The sequence below is a fragment of the Piscinibacter defluvii genome (assembly GCF_004011805.1).
Lineage (GTDB): Bacteria > Pseudomonadota > Gammaproteobacteria > Burkholderiales > Burkholderiaceae_C > Piscinibacter > Piscinibacter defluvii.
This window is the reverse complement of the sequence record NZ_RCHJ01000031.1, coordinates 13,519-30,044: the sequence shown is the minus strand read 5'-3', so window position 1 is coordinate 30,044 and position 16,526 is coordinate 13,519. Positions and strand designations below refer to the sequence as shown.

The window sequence follows — 16,526 nt, the reverse complement described above, 5'->3', positions numbered from 1 at the left end:
TCACCGCCCGCTGCGTTCGGCGAGGATCGTCTTGACGACACGGTTCACGTCTGCGGGCTCGATGAGCTGATCGCAAGCCTGCATGGCTTTCAGCAGAACCTTGCGGGCCCGCCTCTCTCCCTCCTCCTGCCGCGCAGCGGTCCGGTTCCTCAGATCCTGGAGCAGCTCGTCCTCGTTGATGCGCACGCCTACGTCGTCATAGAGCCGCGGCGTGTGCTGCTTGTTCTCGAACCACTCGCGCGTCTCGGGGGCCAGTGAGTGGAGCTTCTCGAACAGGTCCTTGACCGAGCGGGTACCCGGCAGCACGGTGCCGGACGCCGGATCCTTGGCCAGAACCCCTGCGGTGCCTCGCTTCGACCTGCGCGCGCCCCGCCGAGTGAACGGTTCGAAGGAGAGGCTGAACTCCTGGAGCCGCTGGTGCCTCAGGAACTTCCCCAGGAAATCGCGAAGCTCGTATTCCTGCATGCAAGTCTCTTTGATATACAGATAAGGCAATAATACATTGGCTTATCCACTATCTGCAAACCGCCTTTGTCCGGGTGACGCACGCCACTCGCGGCAGACGGCTCCTCGCCGGCTTCTCCCACAGCCGGGCCGTCTGCTTCAGAGCGAAGCAGTACTGTCGGACCCGGGATCCTGGCGCTGGATGTGCAGCTCGAATCGCGGATTGATCCGGTAGATCGTCCGTGTTCCGCCGCCGGCCGTCGGCTCCTCCTCGATGTCGAACAGTTCCGTGGCCTGCAGCAGCCTCTTGAGCGTTCGGTGCCCGTACCGTTCGAGCATGTGCTCCAGCTCTTGTGGTTCCTGCCGCCGCAGGATGTGCCCGGCAGAAGCCAGAACGGTCCACCCGTCTGCACGAGGCGTCTTCTGGGCCACTTCCCCGAGCAGCAGCACGAGACGGCTGTGCCGAAGCCATTGAAGCTCGATCGCTCGCGCACCCTCGGGTGACGACATGAACTCCGCGTGGGCCTTTGCCGCCTCCTGAAATGAGTTCACGAACCTCTGCAGGCGATCTCGCATCGGCAGTGCCTGGGCGCGCTGATCGTCGAGATAAGCCAGCGCCGCGCGGGTGCTGTCCTCGGATGCCGGGGACCAGCGGGGCAGGAAGTGGTGGATCAGATCGTTCCGGGCATCCACCACCGCCTTCATCTCGGCTGTGTGCTGCTCGACGAAGGCGCTGTCCGTCTGGATCGTGAAGCCGAATGAGAACCACGCCTCGTCGACGTTCTCTGGCGACTCCCGCTCGCCCGCGTCAGCAAGCACGTCGTCGACGAACTGCCCGGCCAGTTGGCCGAGCGTCTGCTTGTGAATCTTGGCTCGCCGCTCGTCGAAGTTCGCCTGCATCGATTGGAGGGTGCCTTCGAGCCGGGCGCCGGTCATCAGCTGCTTGAGGAGATGCTCGATGTGCTGGAACAGAAGCAGGTTTCTGCCGATGCGGCGGAACACCTCGTCGATCTCGGGCGTGCGATGGGGCTCCGCCGGAGCGGGCGTACCGGTCATCGACGAGTCCCGGTACTCACGGCAACCTCATGCCGCCAGATCCCGGTCATGGAACTGCGCGTACTCGCCGGCCCTCGCGCTCTCGGCCAGCCAGAACTTGCCGTCGCGAAGTTCAGCCAGGCCCCGGTCCAGAAGCCGGTGCAAGTCGGTTCGGATCAAGACGCCGTCGTCGGCCGCGTTGTCGTGCCGCCAGTTCTTCCCCGGAAGGTGCGCCGCGTCCAGCACGGCCTTCACCTCCGTGCCGGAGACCACGCAACGCCACTTGCAGCGGTTGCCCACCAGCATCCGGAACGCCTGCTGCCGCATGCGCACCTCCAGCTCGGCCGAAATCTTCTTCGACCCCGGTGCGCCCTTGGGGTCGTCGCTCAGGCCGCAGATGGACGAAAGCGACAGCTCCAGGCTCGTGACGGCGGTGACGCAGTCGGCATCGGGGCCGCCCCGTGCGTCCTCGAACCACAGCGTCGGCGTCTTCGTGTTCCTGGCCCGCTTGCGCCATTGCGCGATCTGTTGCCGGTACGCCTCGGCCACATCGTCCACGGTCAGCGCCACGTAGTTCGTGATGCGCGAGTCCACCATGTGCACCAGCAACGCGTGCGTCGCGCCCTTGGCCTTTGCGCTGGCGACACGGTCGGCCACATAGTCGGTGAAGTGGGAGTCCGGCAGCTTGCCCGGCTCCTGCACCTTGAACAGCCCGAACTGGATGGCCGAGTAGTTGCGCGAGTCGGTCCATCCCTGCTTCAGCCAGAACCGAACCTTCGACCCGTCCGACGCTCTGGCGTCGACGAACTTCATGCCCCCGGTGCGTACCGTCGTCACGCCGGCAAAGCCCTTCTGCTCCAGCAGCTCCGGCAGCATCGCCAGCAGCAGTTCCTCGTTCTCGTACGACTTCGGGCTTCTGGCCTGGTCCTTGGACATGCGGCGCCCTCAGACCAGCTTCGCGGCTGCCAACGCCTCGGCAACGTGCGGCCGCATGCGCCAGATCCACTGGGTCTCGTCGTCCGACCGCTGGTCGGTCGCCTCGGCCAGGGCGCAGGTGAAGATCAGCTTGCCATCGCTCGCACGCCGGGGAAGCACCACGGGAAGCTCGCCGTACAACAGCAGCCCGACGCGGCCGTACTGCAGGTTGGCAGCCTGGTAGCCGCGGTAGTCGGCAGCCTCGGCCAGCTGGGTTGCCGTGATGCAGCGGTCAGGCGCGTTGTAGTGGGCCCGCAGCATCTGCATCTGACCAGTGGTCAGACGCGGTGCCACGCGGTGCAGGGCCGCGACGGTGGCACTCACCGTGGGCGACGAATCCCCGCGTGCGGCGGCCTCGGCCTGCAGCAGGTCCGCCACGCGGTCGCGAAGCTGGTTCAGGCAGTCGTCGACGCTGCTGCCGGTGACGGCCTCGGTCTTCTTGCCGCCCTGCCAGATGACCCCGTGGAAGCCGCCTTGGTGGGGCAGCGCCACCAGGGTGTACGGCCCGATGACTTCAGACTTGCGGTCGTCCATGGCTCGCACTCCCCATCAAACGCCGAACACCTTCATGACCTCGTCGCCCAGGTGATTGATCACCTTCACCGCGATGCGCCCGGTCTTCGGCTTCTCGAACGGGCGTGACACATCGCTGTTGAGCGTGGCCCAGGCCTCGGCGTCGATCTCGGCCTTCAGCGTCGTCTTCAGCGCCTTGTAAGGGTCGGAAGCGCCCAGGAAGTAGGCCTGGCGGACGAAGAAGCTCTCTTCGTTGTACTCGGTGTCGATCATCCACAGCGCGATGCTGTCGGTGCCGCCGCTCTCGATCTCACCCGTCTGCGGGCGGAACACGTCCACGCCCTTGACGCGCACGCGCACCTTGCCGTCAGCCTGCGGTTCGATGCGGATGTCGGGCTCGCCGAACACCACGAACAGGTTGCCGGCGCCGGTGTTCTTCAGCTCGCCGGCCATGTGCAGGTCCGGGTTCATGCGGGCCTTCAGCACCGGCACGCGGCCCAGCTTCTCGAACTCGGCGGCGTGCGCCTCGTAGTTGAAGGCGCAGGCGATCAGCACGTCGAAGTTGGCATCGGCCGCCTCGCGAGCTGCGCTCACGAGATCTGGCCGGGACACCGTGCCGAACTCGGGCCCGATGAAGATGCCTGCGCGCCGCTCCTTGTCGCCTTCCATGTAGCGACCTTCGGCGCAGATGTACCCACCGCCCGCCCAGCCCACGATGCTCGTGAAGGTGATGCGGTCGGCCTTGTGCGCCTGCTGCACGCCGGCCGCCTTCAGGTTCTCCAGCATCACGGACGCGAAGTCGGCCTTGGCTTCGTACTCGGCCTTCGGCGCACGCACGCCATCGATCAGCCCGTCGTCGATGTCCATGGCCAGAGTGCGGTGCGGGCTGAGCGAGTCCACGGTGAAGGGGCCGGCCACGCGCACCCGCTTCTTGTCCTCGTAGGGCTTGTCGTACAGGTACTCGCTCTCGGCCTTGGCCGCGATCGAAGCGTCGATCTCGCGCTGCCGCTCAATTCGGGCGGCCCACCAGTCGGCGTGCAGCTTCTTCGCCTTGTCGCTCCACTTGGCATCCGCCTCGCGCGGGATCTCCCAGTCCTGCCAGTCCTTCTTGAGGGCGGCGTTCAGGGCCTCGCGCAGCGGCTCCAGCTTCTTCTGCCACGTCTCCCAGATCACGTCGATCTCGGCGTTGTTGGCGATGCTCTTCAGCGTGACGTGCGGCACCCGCTCGTAGACAAAGCCCTGTCGGATGTTGCCGCGCGTGGGCTGGCTGCTCGGCACGCCGCGCGTGATCTCGGCCTCCTTCAACTGGCCTTCGGGGCTGTCGGCGAGCAGGTAGTACGGGTAGCGTGCGCCCATGATGCGGGCGCGGGCGAGAGCGAGAGCGAGGGCGACGCGCGAGGTGTCGAGCGTGATCCATCGGCGCCCCCATTGCTCTGCCACATAGGCCGTAGTTCCTGAGCCGCAGGTGGGATCGAGAACCAGATCGCCCGGATCTGTGGCCATGAGCATGCATCGTTCGATAACCTTGGAGACAGTCTGAACGACATAGACCTTCGAATCGGTGAAGCCGCCGACAGACGTGTCCGTCCACATGCTGTTCAAGGGCTGGTAGGGGTAGTCGTCGAAAAAGCGGATGTAGCTGAGGCTTCCAGATCCTTCAATTCGATTGGCTGCGACAAGGCGCTGCATACCCACCGCGTGGGTGCTCCAGTGCCGGTTCGTGCTTGGGAGGAACTCGACGCCGCGGAACGTGAAGGGGAAGACTGTGTTGCCGCCATATCCACTGGAGGACACGTTGTCCCACCGGAAGACCCTGCCGGGCAAGACGCCGATATTCATCCGCTCTTCCGGCCGCAGTGCGCGCCGTTCACCCTCTGGGGTCTCGTATCGGCCGTATGGCCCCAAAGACTCTGCATCTCGCGGGCGAGGAGAGAAGAGCTTCCGAAACTTCAGCTGCACGGCATCGCGCGCATACCAGAGCACGAAGTCGGCGACGTTGTTGAGTGATTCTTGGTCCTGACCGGCGGTCTTCTTGACGATGATCTCCGAGATGAAGTTCTTCTCGCCGAAGACTTCATCCAGCAGAACGCGAACACGATGCACGTTCCCGTCACCGATTTGAACGAACACGGAACCGCTCTCAGTGAGCAAGTCACGAGCAATCGTCAGGCGGTCGCGCAGGTAAGTCAGATAGGAGTTGATGCCATCGCGCCACGTGTCGCGAAACGCCTTGACCTGCTCCGGCTCCCGGCTGATGTGATCGCGATTCCCATCCTTCACGTCGCGGCTGGTCGTGCTCCACTGGAAGTTCGAGTTGAACTTGATCCCATAGGGCGGGTCAAAGTAGACACACTGCACCTTGCCTCGCAGCCCCTCACGCTCGGCCAGACTCGCCATCACCTGCAGGCTGTCGCCCAAGATCATGCGGTTGGTCCAGTTCTGGTCGTGGGCGTAGAAGTCGGTCTTGTCGGCGCCGGCCGGGATGCCGTTGAAGTCGCCGAACATGTCGGGCGTGCCGCTGGCCGCAGCCTCCGCCGCCTCGCGCCGCTCGCGGCTCTGGCGCAGCAGGTCGTCGATCAGCACCTTGGGGTGCACCTTCTCCTGGATATAGAGCGGCGGCGCGTTGACGACGAGGTCGTTCCAGTCCTGCGCATCCTTGCCGCGCCAGACGAGCTGCGGGTCCAGGTCGTGATTGCGCGTTTCCTTCTCGGTCTTCAGGTGATCGGCGTTCGACGTGGTGCGCGGATAGGTCACCTGCACTGGTTTGCGCGCCTCGTCGGCCATGAGGCTCTGGTACTCGGCCGTCGGGATGTTCTTACGCTTGTCGTCGGCATGCTTCAGCGCATCGACGCCGACGAAAGTGGTTCCGGATTTCTTGGTGGCCATGTCGGGTCCGTCAGGCAGTCACGGGCGCGGTGCTCGTCGTCACGAGGCCCTGGATCAGTTTGTCGAAGTCGGCTTCCAGGTCATGCGCCGAGCGGAACTCGGCGAACGCCCAGCGGCCGTAGGCGCCCAGGGCGTTCACGCCCGGCACCCACTGGGTGGCCATCGTCTCGGCCTTGACCACTGCGTCTTCGCCGCGGAAGCCCTTGATCTCGACAACCAGGTTCAGCGGGTCGTCGTGACCGTCGTCGATGCGCACGATGAAGTCCGGCCGGTAGTGCCGCTGCGTGCCGCCCAGGCGGTAGGGCATCTCGAAGCCCAGGCTGTGGTTTTTTGCGTAGGCCCGCACGCGCGGGTGCTGCTCGGCCACGCGGCAGAACTCGGCTTCCCAGTCGCTGTCGTAGACGACCCAGTTCACGTGGCTCTTCGGCGGCGGCCCGTTCGTCTGCCACAGGCTCTGCTTCGCGGTCGTGAAGTTCACGTGCCGGGTGCTGCCGGTGGGGTTGTACGGGTCGAGCACCACGCGCACGGCGTTCGATCCGGCCAGCGTGGCGCTGATGGCGGCATGGATGCGCTCGCAGGCCATGTCGGTGATCTCCTGATGCATCACCTGGGCCTTCCAGGTGCCGCCGGCGCACTTCAGGTGGTCGCGCACCCATTCCTGGGCGATGCCCTTGAGCTGGCCGAAGAGGTGCAGCTTCGGGTCCTGGCCCGGGTCGCGGTACTTGCGGTACAGCAGGTGCTTGGCCAGGTGGAAGGCGATCGTGTTGTCGCGCGTGTCTTCCAGGTGCTGCACCGTCAGGTTGACGCCTTCGCCCACGATGCCCAGGTTCTGGGTGGTGGACGGGCCCACCAGGTCGGGCGTCAGGGTGAGGCCCGAGTTCGCGCTGAAGGTGGCTTTCAGGCGCTCGGCCGGCAGCTCGACGCGGTAGCCGTCGACGCGCGGGAAGCGGATCTCCAGCGCGTCGCGTTCGGGGCTGATGGCGTGCACGCGGGTGGTCTTCACCGGCGGCTTGGGCGGCACGACCACCGGCTTGGCCGCGAAGTCGAACGGAATGCCCAGCACGTCGGCGTACTCCACGTCAAACTTGTCGTCGGCGTTCAGCGCGTAGCTCTGGCGGCGCAGCGCGCGGCCCACCACCTGCTCGCACAGCAGCTGCGTGCCGAAGGCACGAACGCCGAGCACGTGCGTCACGGTGTTGGCGTCCCAGCCTTCGGTGAGCATGGAGACGCTCACCACGCAGCGGATGCCTTCGCCCAGCTTGCCGGGCTTGCCGACGGTGTTCATCACCTCGCGCAGCAGGTCGGCATCGGTGAGCTTGTCTGCGGCGGCGCGGTCGCCGGTGCGTTCCATGATCTCGCGGCGGAAGCGCTCGATGGTGTCGGCCTCGATGTCGCGGAAGCCTGGGTCGAGGGCCTCGCCGGACTCCAGCTGCTCGCTGTCGATCAGCAGGGTGCGCGGGCGGGCGAGCTTCTGGCCGTGCTCGTCGTAGTTGCGGAAGAGTTTGAAACGGCCGTTCTCCAGCGTGCGGGTCTCGGTCTTCTCGCCATTCGGGCCGGTGTGCTCGACCGCGCGCTCGAAGCCGGAGATGTAGTCGTAGACGAGCTTCGAAGTGGCCGTGTTGTTGCACACCACGATGAACACGGGCGGCACCTCGATGCCCTGCGCCTGCCAGCTGTCGAAGATCTTGGCGTAGTGGCCGTACAGCGCTTCGAGCGCGGTGTACAGCTCGGTCGGCAGGGCCAGCGGGTCCAGCTTGCCGGCGGTGCGCACGCCCTTCTTGGGCATTCGCTTGCCGATGTGGTCCCACAGGTTGCGGAACTTCGGCGCGTCGGCGCCGGTGATGTTGTCCGACACCGGCACGCGCGGCAGCTTGACGATGCCGCACTCGATGGCGTCCATCAGCGAGAAGTCGCACATGGTCCACGGGAACAGCGTGCCTTCGGCGTAGCCGGAGCCGCGCAGGAAGAACGGCGTGGCCGAGAGGTCGAAGACGACTGGTACGCCCAGCTTGCGCTTCACGGCCTCGATGCCGCTGATCCACAGGCGGGCCGCCTCGTTGTTCTTCTTCGCCTCGTCCTTCTCGTCGCCCTTCAGGTCGTCGATGTCGGCCTCGGCCTCCTTCGGCTTGGCGCGGTAGCAGTGGTGCGCCTCGTCGTTGATAACGAGCACGTTCCTGATGCTCATTAGCGGCTTCATGACCCGACGGATCATCTCGCCTTCGGTTTCAAGGGTCTGCAGCGGCGTCCCGCGCCCCTGCAGCAGGGCCTTGCCCGCAGGGGTCACCTCCAGCGTCTCGCGCAGCTTGAAGGCGTGGTAGTTGGTGACAACGATGACGGCGCGCTTGATGTCGCCCAACATGTCACCAGGCACGATCTCGCGGGTGACGTAGTAGTTGTCCGGGTCCTGCGGCAGCAGCACGCGGAGACGATCCTTGATGGTCAGTCCCGGCGCGACGATCAGGAAGCCGCGGGTGAACTGCTTGCTTCCCGGATGGCGTACCGCGTTGATGGTCTGCCAGGCGATGAGCATGGCCATGACGGTGGTCTTGCCGGCACCCGTGGCCAGCTTCAGCGCGATGCGGAACAGGTCCGGGTTGGACATCGCATTCGCGCCCGCCAGGTGGTCCCGGAACTTCTTGCCGGCCGCGCCCAACTTCGGCGCGACTTCGGTCAGCCAGATGGCGGTCTCGACCGCCTCGATCTGGCAGAAGAACGGCCGCTGGTTCTGGAAGGGATGCTGCCGCCAGTGCTGCAGCAGGCGGGCCGTCTCGGGCGTGACCTGCCACTGCGACGGGTTGGGCAGTGCGCGCCAGGTGTCCACGTAACCGCGCAGCTCGTTGATGATCGGCGTGGGGTCGTACTTCTGCTCGGCAGTGCTGAGGCCCTCGTCGTCGGCCGCCAGGTCCAGTTCCACCTGAGCCACCGGACCCTTCGGTGCCTTGCGCTTCTTTGCCTTCGGGACGGGCGTGATCAGGTCCGACCGACGGCGCGACTCGATCAGCTTGTTGGTGGGCTGACCGTCCGCATCCAGCTCCCAGTGCCGGCCGGGGTAGGCATACGGCGAATTGAGGATCGGATGTTCGAAGAATGTCAGCGGCGGGTCCTGTGACATGAGCCTCCCTGTGTCGACCGGTCGCCCCGAGGACGCCTGGTTTCGGATCGGGGTCGTCTCAGAAAACGGAAAATAAAGCACGCTAAGCCGGTTGCAAGGGCCGTAGCGGTCTGAACTTGCCCGCGCCGATCTTGGCGCTGCTGCGCCAGAGGTAATCGCCGGTCAGGTTGATGTGCTCCCAGCCCAGCGGCGACAGGTACTGCAACAGGGCGTCATCGACGGCCTGGCCGTGGCCGCGCAGGGCATTCGCGGCCCGCTCCAGATAGACCGTGTTCCACAGCACGATGGCCGCCGTCACCAGGTTGAGGCCGGAAGCACGGTATCGTTGTTGCTCGAAACTGCGGTCGCGGATTTCACCCAGGCGGTTGAAGAACACGGCGCGGGCCAGCGCGTTGCGCGCCTCGCCCTTGTTCAGCCCGGCATGCACGCGGCGGCGCAGCTCGACGCTTTGCAGCCAGTCCAGGATGAAGAGCGTGCGCTCGATGCGCCCCAGCTCACGCAGAGCGACGGCCAGGCCGTTCTGGCGTGGGTAGCTGCCGAGCTTCCTGAGCATCAGCGAGGCCGTCACCGTGCCCTGCTTGATCGACGTGGCCAGCCGCAGGATTTCGTCCCAATGGGCGCGGACGTGCTTGATGTTGAGCGTGCCGCCGATCATCAGCTTCAGCGCGTCATAGGCGGCATCGCCCTTCGGGATGTAGAGCTTGGTATCGCCCAGGTCGCGGATGCGCGGCGCGAAACGGAAGCCCAAGAGGTGCATCAGCGCGAAGACGTGATCGGTGAAGCCCGCCGTGTCGGTGTAATGCTCCTCGATGCGCAGGTCGGATTCGTGGTATAGCAAGCCGTCTAGCACATAGGTCGAATCGCGCACGCCAACGTTCACGACCTTGGTGTGGAACGGCGCGTACTGGTCGGAGATGTGGGTGTAGAACGTCCGCCCAGGGCTGCTACCGTATTTCGGGTTGATGTGGCCGGTGCTCTCGGCCTTGCTGCCGGTGCGGAAGTTCTGGCCGTCCGACGATGACGTGGTGCCGTCGCCCCAGTGTTCAGCGAAAGGATGGCGGAATTGGGCATTGACCAGTTCGGCCAGCGCCGTTGAATACGTTTCGTCGCGGATGTGCCAGGCTTGCAGCCAGGCCAGCTTGGCATAGGTCGTGCCGGGGCAGGACTCGGCCATCTTGGTCAGGCCCAGGTTGATGGCGTCGGCCAGGATCGTGGTCAGCAGCAGGTTCTTGTCCTTGGCCAGGTCGCCTGATTTCAGGTGCGCGAAGTGCCGGGTGAAGCCCGTCCATTCGTCCACCTCCAGCAGCAGTTCGGTGATCTTGACGTGCGGCAGGATCATCGCCGTCTGGTCGATCAGGGCCTGCGCGGTGTCGGGCACCGCCGCATCGAGCGGCGTGATCTTCAGGCCCGACTCGGTGATGATGGCGTCCGGCAGCTCGTTGGCCGTCGCCATGCGGTTGACGGTGGCGAGCTGCGTTTCCAGCAGCGTCAGCCGCTCATGCAGGTACTGGTCGCAGTCGGTGGCCACGGCCAGCGGCAATTCGCTGGCCAGTTTGAGGCTGGCGAATTTCGCGGGCGGCACCAGATAGTCCTCGAAGTCCTTGAACTGGCGCGAGCCTTGCACCCAGATGTCGCCGGAGCGTAGCGCGTTCTTCATCTCCGACAGCGCACACAGTTCGTAGTAGCGCCGGTCGATATCGGCGTCGGTCATCACCAGCTTCTGCCAGCGCGGCTTGATGAAGTCGGTCGGCGCGTTGGCGGGCACCTTGCGGGCGTTGTCACTGTTCATGCCGCGCAGCACCTCAATGGCGTCGAGTATGTCCTTGGCGGCGGGCGCGGCTCGCAGCTTGAGTACGGCGAGGAGTTCTGGTGCGTAGCGGCGCAGCGTGGCGTAGCTCTCGCCGATGCGGTGCAGGAAATCGAAGTCCTCGGGCTGCGCGAGCTTCTGCGCCTCGGTGACGCTCTCGGCGAAGGCATCCCAGGACATGACGGCCTCGATGGCGGCGAACGGATCGAGGCCCGCCTGCTTGGCCTCGATCAACGCCTGGCCGATGCGTCCGAACAGCCGCACCTTGGCGTTAATCGCCTTGCCGGACGCCTGGAACTGCTGCTGATGCTTGTTCTTGGCGGCGTTGAACAGCTTGCCCAGGATGCGGTCGTGCAGGTCGATGATTTCGTCGGTGACGGTGGCCATACCCTCGATGGCGAGCGCCACCAGGGTTGCGTAGCGGCGCTGCGCCTCGAACTTGGCCAGATCGGCAGGCGTCATCTGGCCGCCCTCGCGGGCGATCTTGAGCAGGCGGTTCTGGTGCACTGACCGCTCGATGCCGGAAGGCAGATCGAGTGCCCGCCACGCCTTGAGGCGTTCGATGTGTTCGAGCATGTGCCGCGAATTCGGTTTGATAGGCGACTGGCGCAGCCAGACCAGCCAGGTCGTCTTGCCGTTGTCCCGACGCTTGAGCAGATCGTCGAGGCGACGGCGATGCACGTCCGACAGCGGCTCGGCCAAGGCGTCGTAGATGCGCCGGTTGGCGCGGGTAATCGCCTCGGCGCTCGCCCGCTCGACGACGTTGAGGGCGGGCACAATGACCGACTGCCGCCGCAGGTGCTCGATCAAGGCGCTGGCCAGCACAATGCCCTTGTCGGTTTGCATGGCCAGCTCGGTCAGCAACTGGACGGCCTGCCGGTAGTGGCCCATCGTGAACGGCTGGAAGCCGAACACCGTTTGCAGCTCGACCAGGTGCTCGCGTCGGGTCTGCTCACGCTGCCCGTACTCGTCCCAGCTTTCGATGCTGACCTTGAGCTGGTCTGCGACCAATTTCAGCAAGGGCGGAAACGGTGGCTCATCAACGCCCAGGATGACGCCGGGAAAGCGCAGGTAGCAAAGCTGCACGGCGAAGCCCAGGCGGTTGGCCGGGCCGCGCCGCTGCCGGACGATGGACAGGTCGGTGTCGCTGAACGTGTAGTGACGGATCAACTCCTCCTTGGTCTCCGGCAAGGCCAGCAGGCTTTCCCGCTCGGCGGCGGACAGGATCGAGCGACGTGGCATAGTTACTGATCCGTTCTCAAGTATTGGTACAGGGTTTCGCGGCTGATTCCGAATTCGCGAGCCAGCTTGGTCTTTTGCTCGCCCGCCTCGGCGCGTTGCTGTAGCTCGGCAATGCGTTCGGGCGACAACGCCTTCTTGCGGCCACGGTAGGCACCGCGCTGCTTGGCGAGCGCGATGCCCTCACGCTGCCGCTCACGAATCAGGGCGCGCTCGAACTCGGCAAACGCGCCCATCACCGAGAGCATCAGGTTCGCCATCGGCGAGTCCTCGCCGGTGAAAGTCAAATGCTCCTTCACAAACTCGATGCGCACACCGCGCTGGGTGAGGCCCTGTACCAGGCGACGCAGGTCGTCGAGGTTGCGCGCCAGACGATCCATGCTGTGCACAACCACCGTATCGCCCTCGCGCACGAAGGCCAGCAGCCGTTCCAGTTCAGGCCGCCGGGTGTCCTTGCCCGACGCCTTGTCGGTGAACACCTTGTCTACCCGGACGTGTTCGAGCTGCCGTTCCGGGTTCTGGTCGAAGCTGCTGACGCGGGCGTAACCGATGCGCTGGCCGTGCAAGGTATCCTCCTGAGGGAAATGTGTCAGGAAGAAATCTATGACCCTTGACGGCGCGTGTCAAACAATTCGCAAGATGACTCTATTCTGACGCTTCCGCGCCGGGTGGTCAGACGCCAAGTTAGGGTATAGCTCAAGCTGACGCCTCAGGTTGCCGCATTCGTTCTTTCCGACTCTGGCAATGCCGCACTGGCCCCGTCGTTTGCGCGGGCCGGCAGGAGCCTTGCCGAGTTCAGGATGAAAGTCAGCTCCGAGGCGACGTGGATGAACGCAGCCACCAACGGATTGAGCAACCCGAACGCCGCCAGTCCGATGCCTAGGAGATCGACACCGATCGTGCCTGCGAAATTGGCCCAGATGATCCGCCGCGTGCGGCGTGCGATCACAAGCATTTCGACGAATTTCTCCAGGTCGTTACCCAGCAACACCACGTCAGCGCTCTCTCGCGCCACGTCGGTGCCCGAGCCCATCGCCACGCCGACCTGGGCCTCGATAAGCGCCGGGGCGTCGTTGACACCATCGCCCACCATCGCCACGATGCGGCCCGCGCCAACGAGACGCTGTACATATTGGCGCTTGTCCTCCGGCAACATGTCAGCGGCCACCTCCTGCATCCCTAACTGGGTGGCCATCGCCTCAGCGACCACCTTGGTGTCACCGGTGAGGAGCACCGTGCGTATGCCCAGGGCGTGAATCGCAGCGACGGCTTTGCGGGCTTCCAGGCGTGCGCGGTCCGCAACCGCAATAGCCCCCAGCAACCTTTGACCGCGTGCGACGAATACCTCGGACGCCTCCGGGTGGGCGACGAGCAAGCCGTCGGGAACCGCAATGCCGTGGTCGCGCATGAGGGCGAGATTGCCGACCAGCACGCGTTCACCGCTCACGGTTGCGTCGATGCCGCGCCCTGGCGTGTATCCGAAGCGCTCCGGTTCAGCAATGATCCGACCTGTCGCCTGGGCATGTGCGACGATGGTCTTGCCCAGCGGATGTTCCGAACGCAATTCAGCAGCGGCGGCTGCATCGAGCAGCTCGCCTTCCTCCACGCCAGGGGCCGGCAGAAGGGCTTGGACCTCCGGCTGCCCGTAGGTCAGCGTGCCCGTTTTGTCCATGACGACGGTATTCACCTGGCCGAGCTGCTCGAGGAAAAGCCCCCCCTTGACGATGGCGCCGGCGCGCGCGGCGCGACCGATCGCCCCGAGAATGGCCAGCGGTGTGCCTGCCGCGATGCCGCAGGCGCCCGCAACGATCACCACCGAGATCGTCGAACGGATGTCGCGCGTCAGGAGCCAGGTGAGCACCGCCGCAGCAAGCGCGATATAGACGAGGTAGCCAGCCATCCGGTCCGCCAAACGTTGGACCGGGGCGCGCGAGCGCTCGGCCTGCTCGACGGCCTCGATGATCTTGCCGAAGCTGGTATCGCGACCAATGCGCTCGGCACGGATTTCCAATGCACCCGACTGGTTGATCGAGCCGGCGAACACGCTGTTGCCAGCCGTTTTTTCCATGGGCAGCGATTCACCGGTGATGCGCGACTGGTCGACGAACGAGTGGCCAGCAAGCACGGTGCCGTCCACCGGTATGCGCCCGCCCGGACTGACCAGGACGGCGTCGCCCACTGCCAACGCGTCGGCATCGACCTCCGAAACGCTGCCGGCGCGGCGCACCGACACCGCACGCGGCAGAAAGTCGAGCAGATCGCGGATCGCACGTCGGCCGCGCGAGACCGTCATACCTTCCAGCACTTCCGCCACCAGCACGAACAGCGTGATGACCAAGGCGGTAAAGAACTCCGAAATGGCCGCCGCCGCGACGATGGCAATCGACATGGACAACTCCATGGTCATGCGCCGCGCGATGAGGTTTTCGAATGCCTCCTTGAAGATCGGCCAACCGCCGACCGCAAGGCCCACCACACCAATCAGGCTAACCGCCGAGAACGGCTCCCACAGCCGGAACCAAACGGCTGCGGCGGCCAGCGCGACCACCGCAATACGGAGCATTTCCGGCCACTCGAAGGCATGATCGTGGTCGTGATGATGCTCATCATCATGGTCGTGGTGGTGCTCGTGTGCTGCCGGAGCCGTGGTCCCCTGCCTGGCTTGGTCTGCTAAGTCCGGCGCAAACGGATGATCATGTCGTTGATTCATGGTGCAAATTCCCTATTTGAGATAGGCGCGCAGCACGTCGATCAGCTCGTCGGCGCCCTGACTGCGTTCCGCTTCGTTGGTGATCGCCGGGCTGGCGATGTGTGTCTGGATGTGGTCTTCGATGACTTCTGTCATCAGGCCGTTCATGGCGCCGCGCACGGCCGCGATCTGATGCAGCACTTCGGCGCACCCCTTCTCGGCTTCGAATGCGCGCTCCAGCGCCTCGACCTGGCCACGGATGCGGCGCACGCGGCCGAGTAGCTTGGTCTTTTCGCGGACGGTGTGGCTCACGGGCAGCTCCTGCGTAAATAAGATAGGTGGGTATGGTATCAGAGGCGCAGGCAAAAAGCCATTGATGCCAGTTAGTGCAGCCTTGAACTCTTAGCGTGCTTTGTTTTCCGTTTTCTGAGGCGACCCCGGATCGGTACGTGTGCCTTCGCCATGCGATCGCCGGCATGCGCACCATGGGCGTCAGCTTACCGGACGGATCGAGGGTTTCCGCCGGATCCGATCGGCATTGCACCATCCCGGATTCGTCGGTCGGAAAGGGTTCGATCTAGATCAGTTCGATGGCCTCGCGCAGCCGCTGCGCCGTCGCCGGCAGTCCGCCGCGCTCCATGGCGTTCGCAAAATCCTCTGCCGTCGCCTGCGGCTTCTTCCATCGTGCGCGCATACGCTTGAAGGCCGCGACCGCCACGAGTTGGTCGAGGTCCCATTGCGCGACGATGAATTGGTCGGGGTGAATGACTTCGACGCCGAGCGGCCCCACGGCCTCGACCGGGAAGTCCTTCAGATTCGCCGTGACGATGCAGTCGGCGTGTCCTGCCAGCGCCGCGGCGAGCACGTGGACGTCATCCGGGTCGGGCAGACGAAGGCTGCCCGCACATGCCTGCCACGCTGCCTCCGGGACTTCCCAATCAGGAATGGCTTCGCGCATCTGGTCGCGTCGGGTGTCCAGCCGCCCCTTGAGATCCGGCCGGCGCTCTTCGAGCGCAGCGATCCACTCGGTTTCGATGCGTGTGGTCCATTTGGCTGCATAGAGCCCCGCCGTGGCGAGGCTCATCAACGCGTCCGTCATGGCCAGCGGATAGAGGACGCACGCGTCGAGCAGCGCCGTGTAGCGTGCGTGCCCGGCCACGTCAGTATTCCAGCCCCAGCTCGTGTGCGTTCTCGGCGAGGCGCTCGAGGGCTGCCTCCTGGTTCTCGCGCATCTTGCGCGCGTAGGCGATCAGGTCCTCGAAGGCGACTCGCCGGTGGGTGCCGACCATCCGATGCGGCAGTCGGCCGGCCTCGATCTCCTTGATCACGAACGGTCGGGAGACGTTGAGGAAGTGGGCGGCCTCGACGGTACTGAATTCCTGGCTGGAGGGGACGAGCGCGATGGGCCTGCCTTCGCTCATCGCGCCCAGAAGCTGGCCGATCAGCTTCAGCGCCGCAGGAGGGACTTCGACGCTCGGATGCTCGCCGGTGTCGGTGGTGAGCGTGATCGCAGCAGCGCGCGAGTGGTCGAGCGCCTCCATGATGCAACGCTGGGCGACACGGGCCATCTCGATGTCCTTCGGCGACATCGGGGGTGGCAGGACTTGTCTTGCCTTCTCGAGGGTGCGCATGGCGGGTTCTCCTGGGGTGCCACGGTGACAGCCGGTTGGCTGTTCCTTCGGGCATCACCCCGTCGTTTTCGGCATCGTACAGATTAAACGCAATAAGTGCAGCAAGTGTTCTAGGTGTACGCCCGAGCTATGCGGACTTCTCTCACGGATGCCGACGGCTCTGCACGCGTCGCATAAACCAAGAGCCCGCAGCCC

General features: G+C 65.1%; 12 protein-coding genes. All 12 read right to left on the bottom strand.

The features are described from left to right. The gene (locus D9C15_RS30375) at positions 1-465 is read right to left on the bottom strand and encodes a hypothetical protein (protein ID WP_128003244.1); all 465 of its coding nucleotides are present in this window, start codon (positions 463-465) and stop codon (positions 1-3) included. Between the two features lie 138 nt (positions 466-603). Further along, complete coding sequence (locus tag D9C15_RS30370) at positions 604-1,500, bottom strand: OST-HTH/LOTUS domain-containing protein (protein ID WP_128003243.1); 897 nt, start codon at positions 1,498-1,500, stop codon at positions 604-606. 27 nt (positions 1,501-1,527) lie between these two features. Continuing rightward, positions 1,528-2,415: an HNH endonuclease signature motif containing protein gene (locus D9C15_RS30365; RefSeq protein WP_128003242.1), complete on the bottom strand. Its 888-nt coding sequence runs from the start codon at positions 2,413-2,415 to the stop codon at positions 1,528-1,530. A 9-nt stretch (positions 2,416-2,424) separates the two neighbouring features. Beyond that, positions 2,425-2,988 (bottom strand): hypothetical protein, encoded by a 564-nt coding sequence (locus tag D9C15_RS30360; protein ID WP_128003241.1) that lies wholly within the window; start codon positions 2,986-2,988, stop codon positions 2,425-2,427. A 15-nt stretch (positions 2,989-3,003) separates the two neighbouring features. Beyond that, complete coding sequence (locus D9C15_RS30355) at positions 3,004-5,853, bottom strand: site-specific DNA-methyltransferase (RefSeq protein ID WP_128003240.1); 2,850 nt, start codon at positions 5,851-5,853, stop codon at positions 3,004-3,006. Between the two features lie 10 nt (positions 5,854-5,863). Continuing rightward, positions 5,864-8,965, bottom strand: coding sequence for a BPTD_3080 family restriction endonuclease (locus D9C15_RS30350; protein WP_128003239.1), 3,102 nt, complete (start codon positions 8,963-8,965; stop codon positions 5,864-5,866). A gap of 82 nt (positions 8,966-9,047) precedes the next feature. Then, complete coding sequence (locus D9C15_RS30345; RefSeq protein ID WP_128003238.1) at positions 9,048-12,014, bottom strand: Tn3 family transposase; 2,967 nt, start codon at positions 12,012-12,014, stop codon at positions 9,048-9,050. 2 nt (positions 12,015-12,016) lie between these two features. Beyond that, entirely contained in the window at positions 12,017-12,577 is a 561-nt protein-coding gene (locus tag D9C15_RS30340; RefSeq protein ID WP_128003237.1) for a recombinase family protein, read from the bottom strand. 143 nt (positions 12,578-12,720) lie between these two features. Then, positions 12,721-14,721: a heavy metal translocating P-type ATPase gene (locus tag D9C15_RS30335; protein ID WP_128003236.1), complete on the bottom strand. Its 2,001-nt coding sequence runs from the start codon at positions 14,719-14,721 to the stop codon at positions 12,721-12,723. A 12-nt stretch (positions 14,722-14,733) separates the two neighbouring features. After that, positions 14,734-15,012: a metal/formaldehyde-sensitive transcriptional repressor gene (locus D9C15_RS30330; protein ID WP_128003235.1), complete on the bottom strand. Its 279-nt coding sequence runs from the start codon at positions 15,010-15,012 to the stop codon at positions 14,734-14,736. 265 nt (positions 15,013-15,277) lie between these two features. Further along, entirely contained in the window at positions 15,278-15,859 is a 582-nt protein-coding gene (locus D9C15_RS30325) for a PIN domain-containing protein (protein ID WP_128003234.1), read from the bottom strand. Between the two features lies 1 nt (position 15,860). Continuing rightward, on the bottom strand, positions 15,861-16,331 hold the full coding sequence (locus D9C15_RS30320; protein ID WP_128003233.1) for a helix-turn-helix domain-containing protein: 471 nt from the start codon (positions 16,329-16,331) through the stop codon (positions 15,861-15,863). Positions 16,332-16,526: the final 195 nt, after the last annotated feature.

What these genes read in the sequence shown, in the direction of transcription:
- D9C15_RS30375 (WP_128003244.1), bottom strand. Translation starts at nt 465, where the DNA reads ATGCAGGAATACGAGCTTCGCGATTTCCTGGGGAAGTTCCTGAGGCAC.
- D9C15_RS30370 (WP_128003243.1), bottom strand. Translation starts at nt 1,500, where the DNA reads ATGACCGGTACGCCCGCTCCGGCGGAGCCCCATCGCACGCCCGAGATC.
- D9C15_RS30365 (WP_128003242.1), bottom strand. Translation starts at nt 2,415, where the DNA reads ATGTCCAAGGACCAGGCCAGAAGCCCGAAGTCGTACGAGAACGAGGAA.
- D9C15_RS30360 (WP_128003241.1), bottom strand. Translation starts at nt 2,988, where the DNA reads ATGGACGACCGCAAGTCTGAAGTCATCGGGCCGTACACCCTGGTGGCG.
- D9C15_RS30355 (WP_128003240.1), bottom strand. Translation starts at nt 5,853, where the DNA reads ATGGCCACCAAGAAATCCGGAACCACTTTCGTCGGCGTCGATGCGCTG.
- D9C15_RS30350 (WP_128003239.1), bottom strand. Translation starts at nt 8,965, where the DNA reads ATGTCACAGGACCCGCCGCTGACATTCTTCGAACATCCGATCCTCAAT.
- D9C15_RS30345 (WP_128003238.1), bottom strand. Translation starts at nt 12,014, where the DNA reads ATGCCACGTCGCTCGATCCTGTCCGCCGCCGAGCGGGAAAGCCTGCTG.
- D9C15_RS30335 (WP_128003236.1), bottom strand. Translation starts at nt 14,721, where the DNA reads ATGAATCAACGACATGATCATCCGTTTGCGCCGGACTTAGCAGACCAA.
- D9C15_RS30320 (WP_128003233.1), bottom strand. Translation starts at nt 16,331, where the DNA reads ATGCGCACCCTCGAGAAGGCAAGACAAGTCCTGCCACCCCCGATGTCG.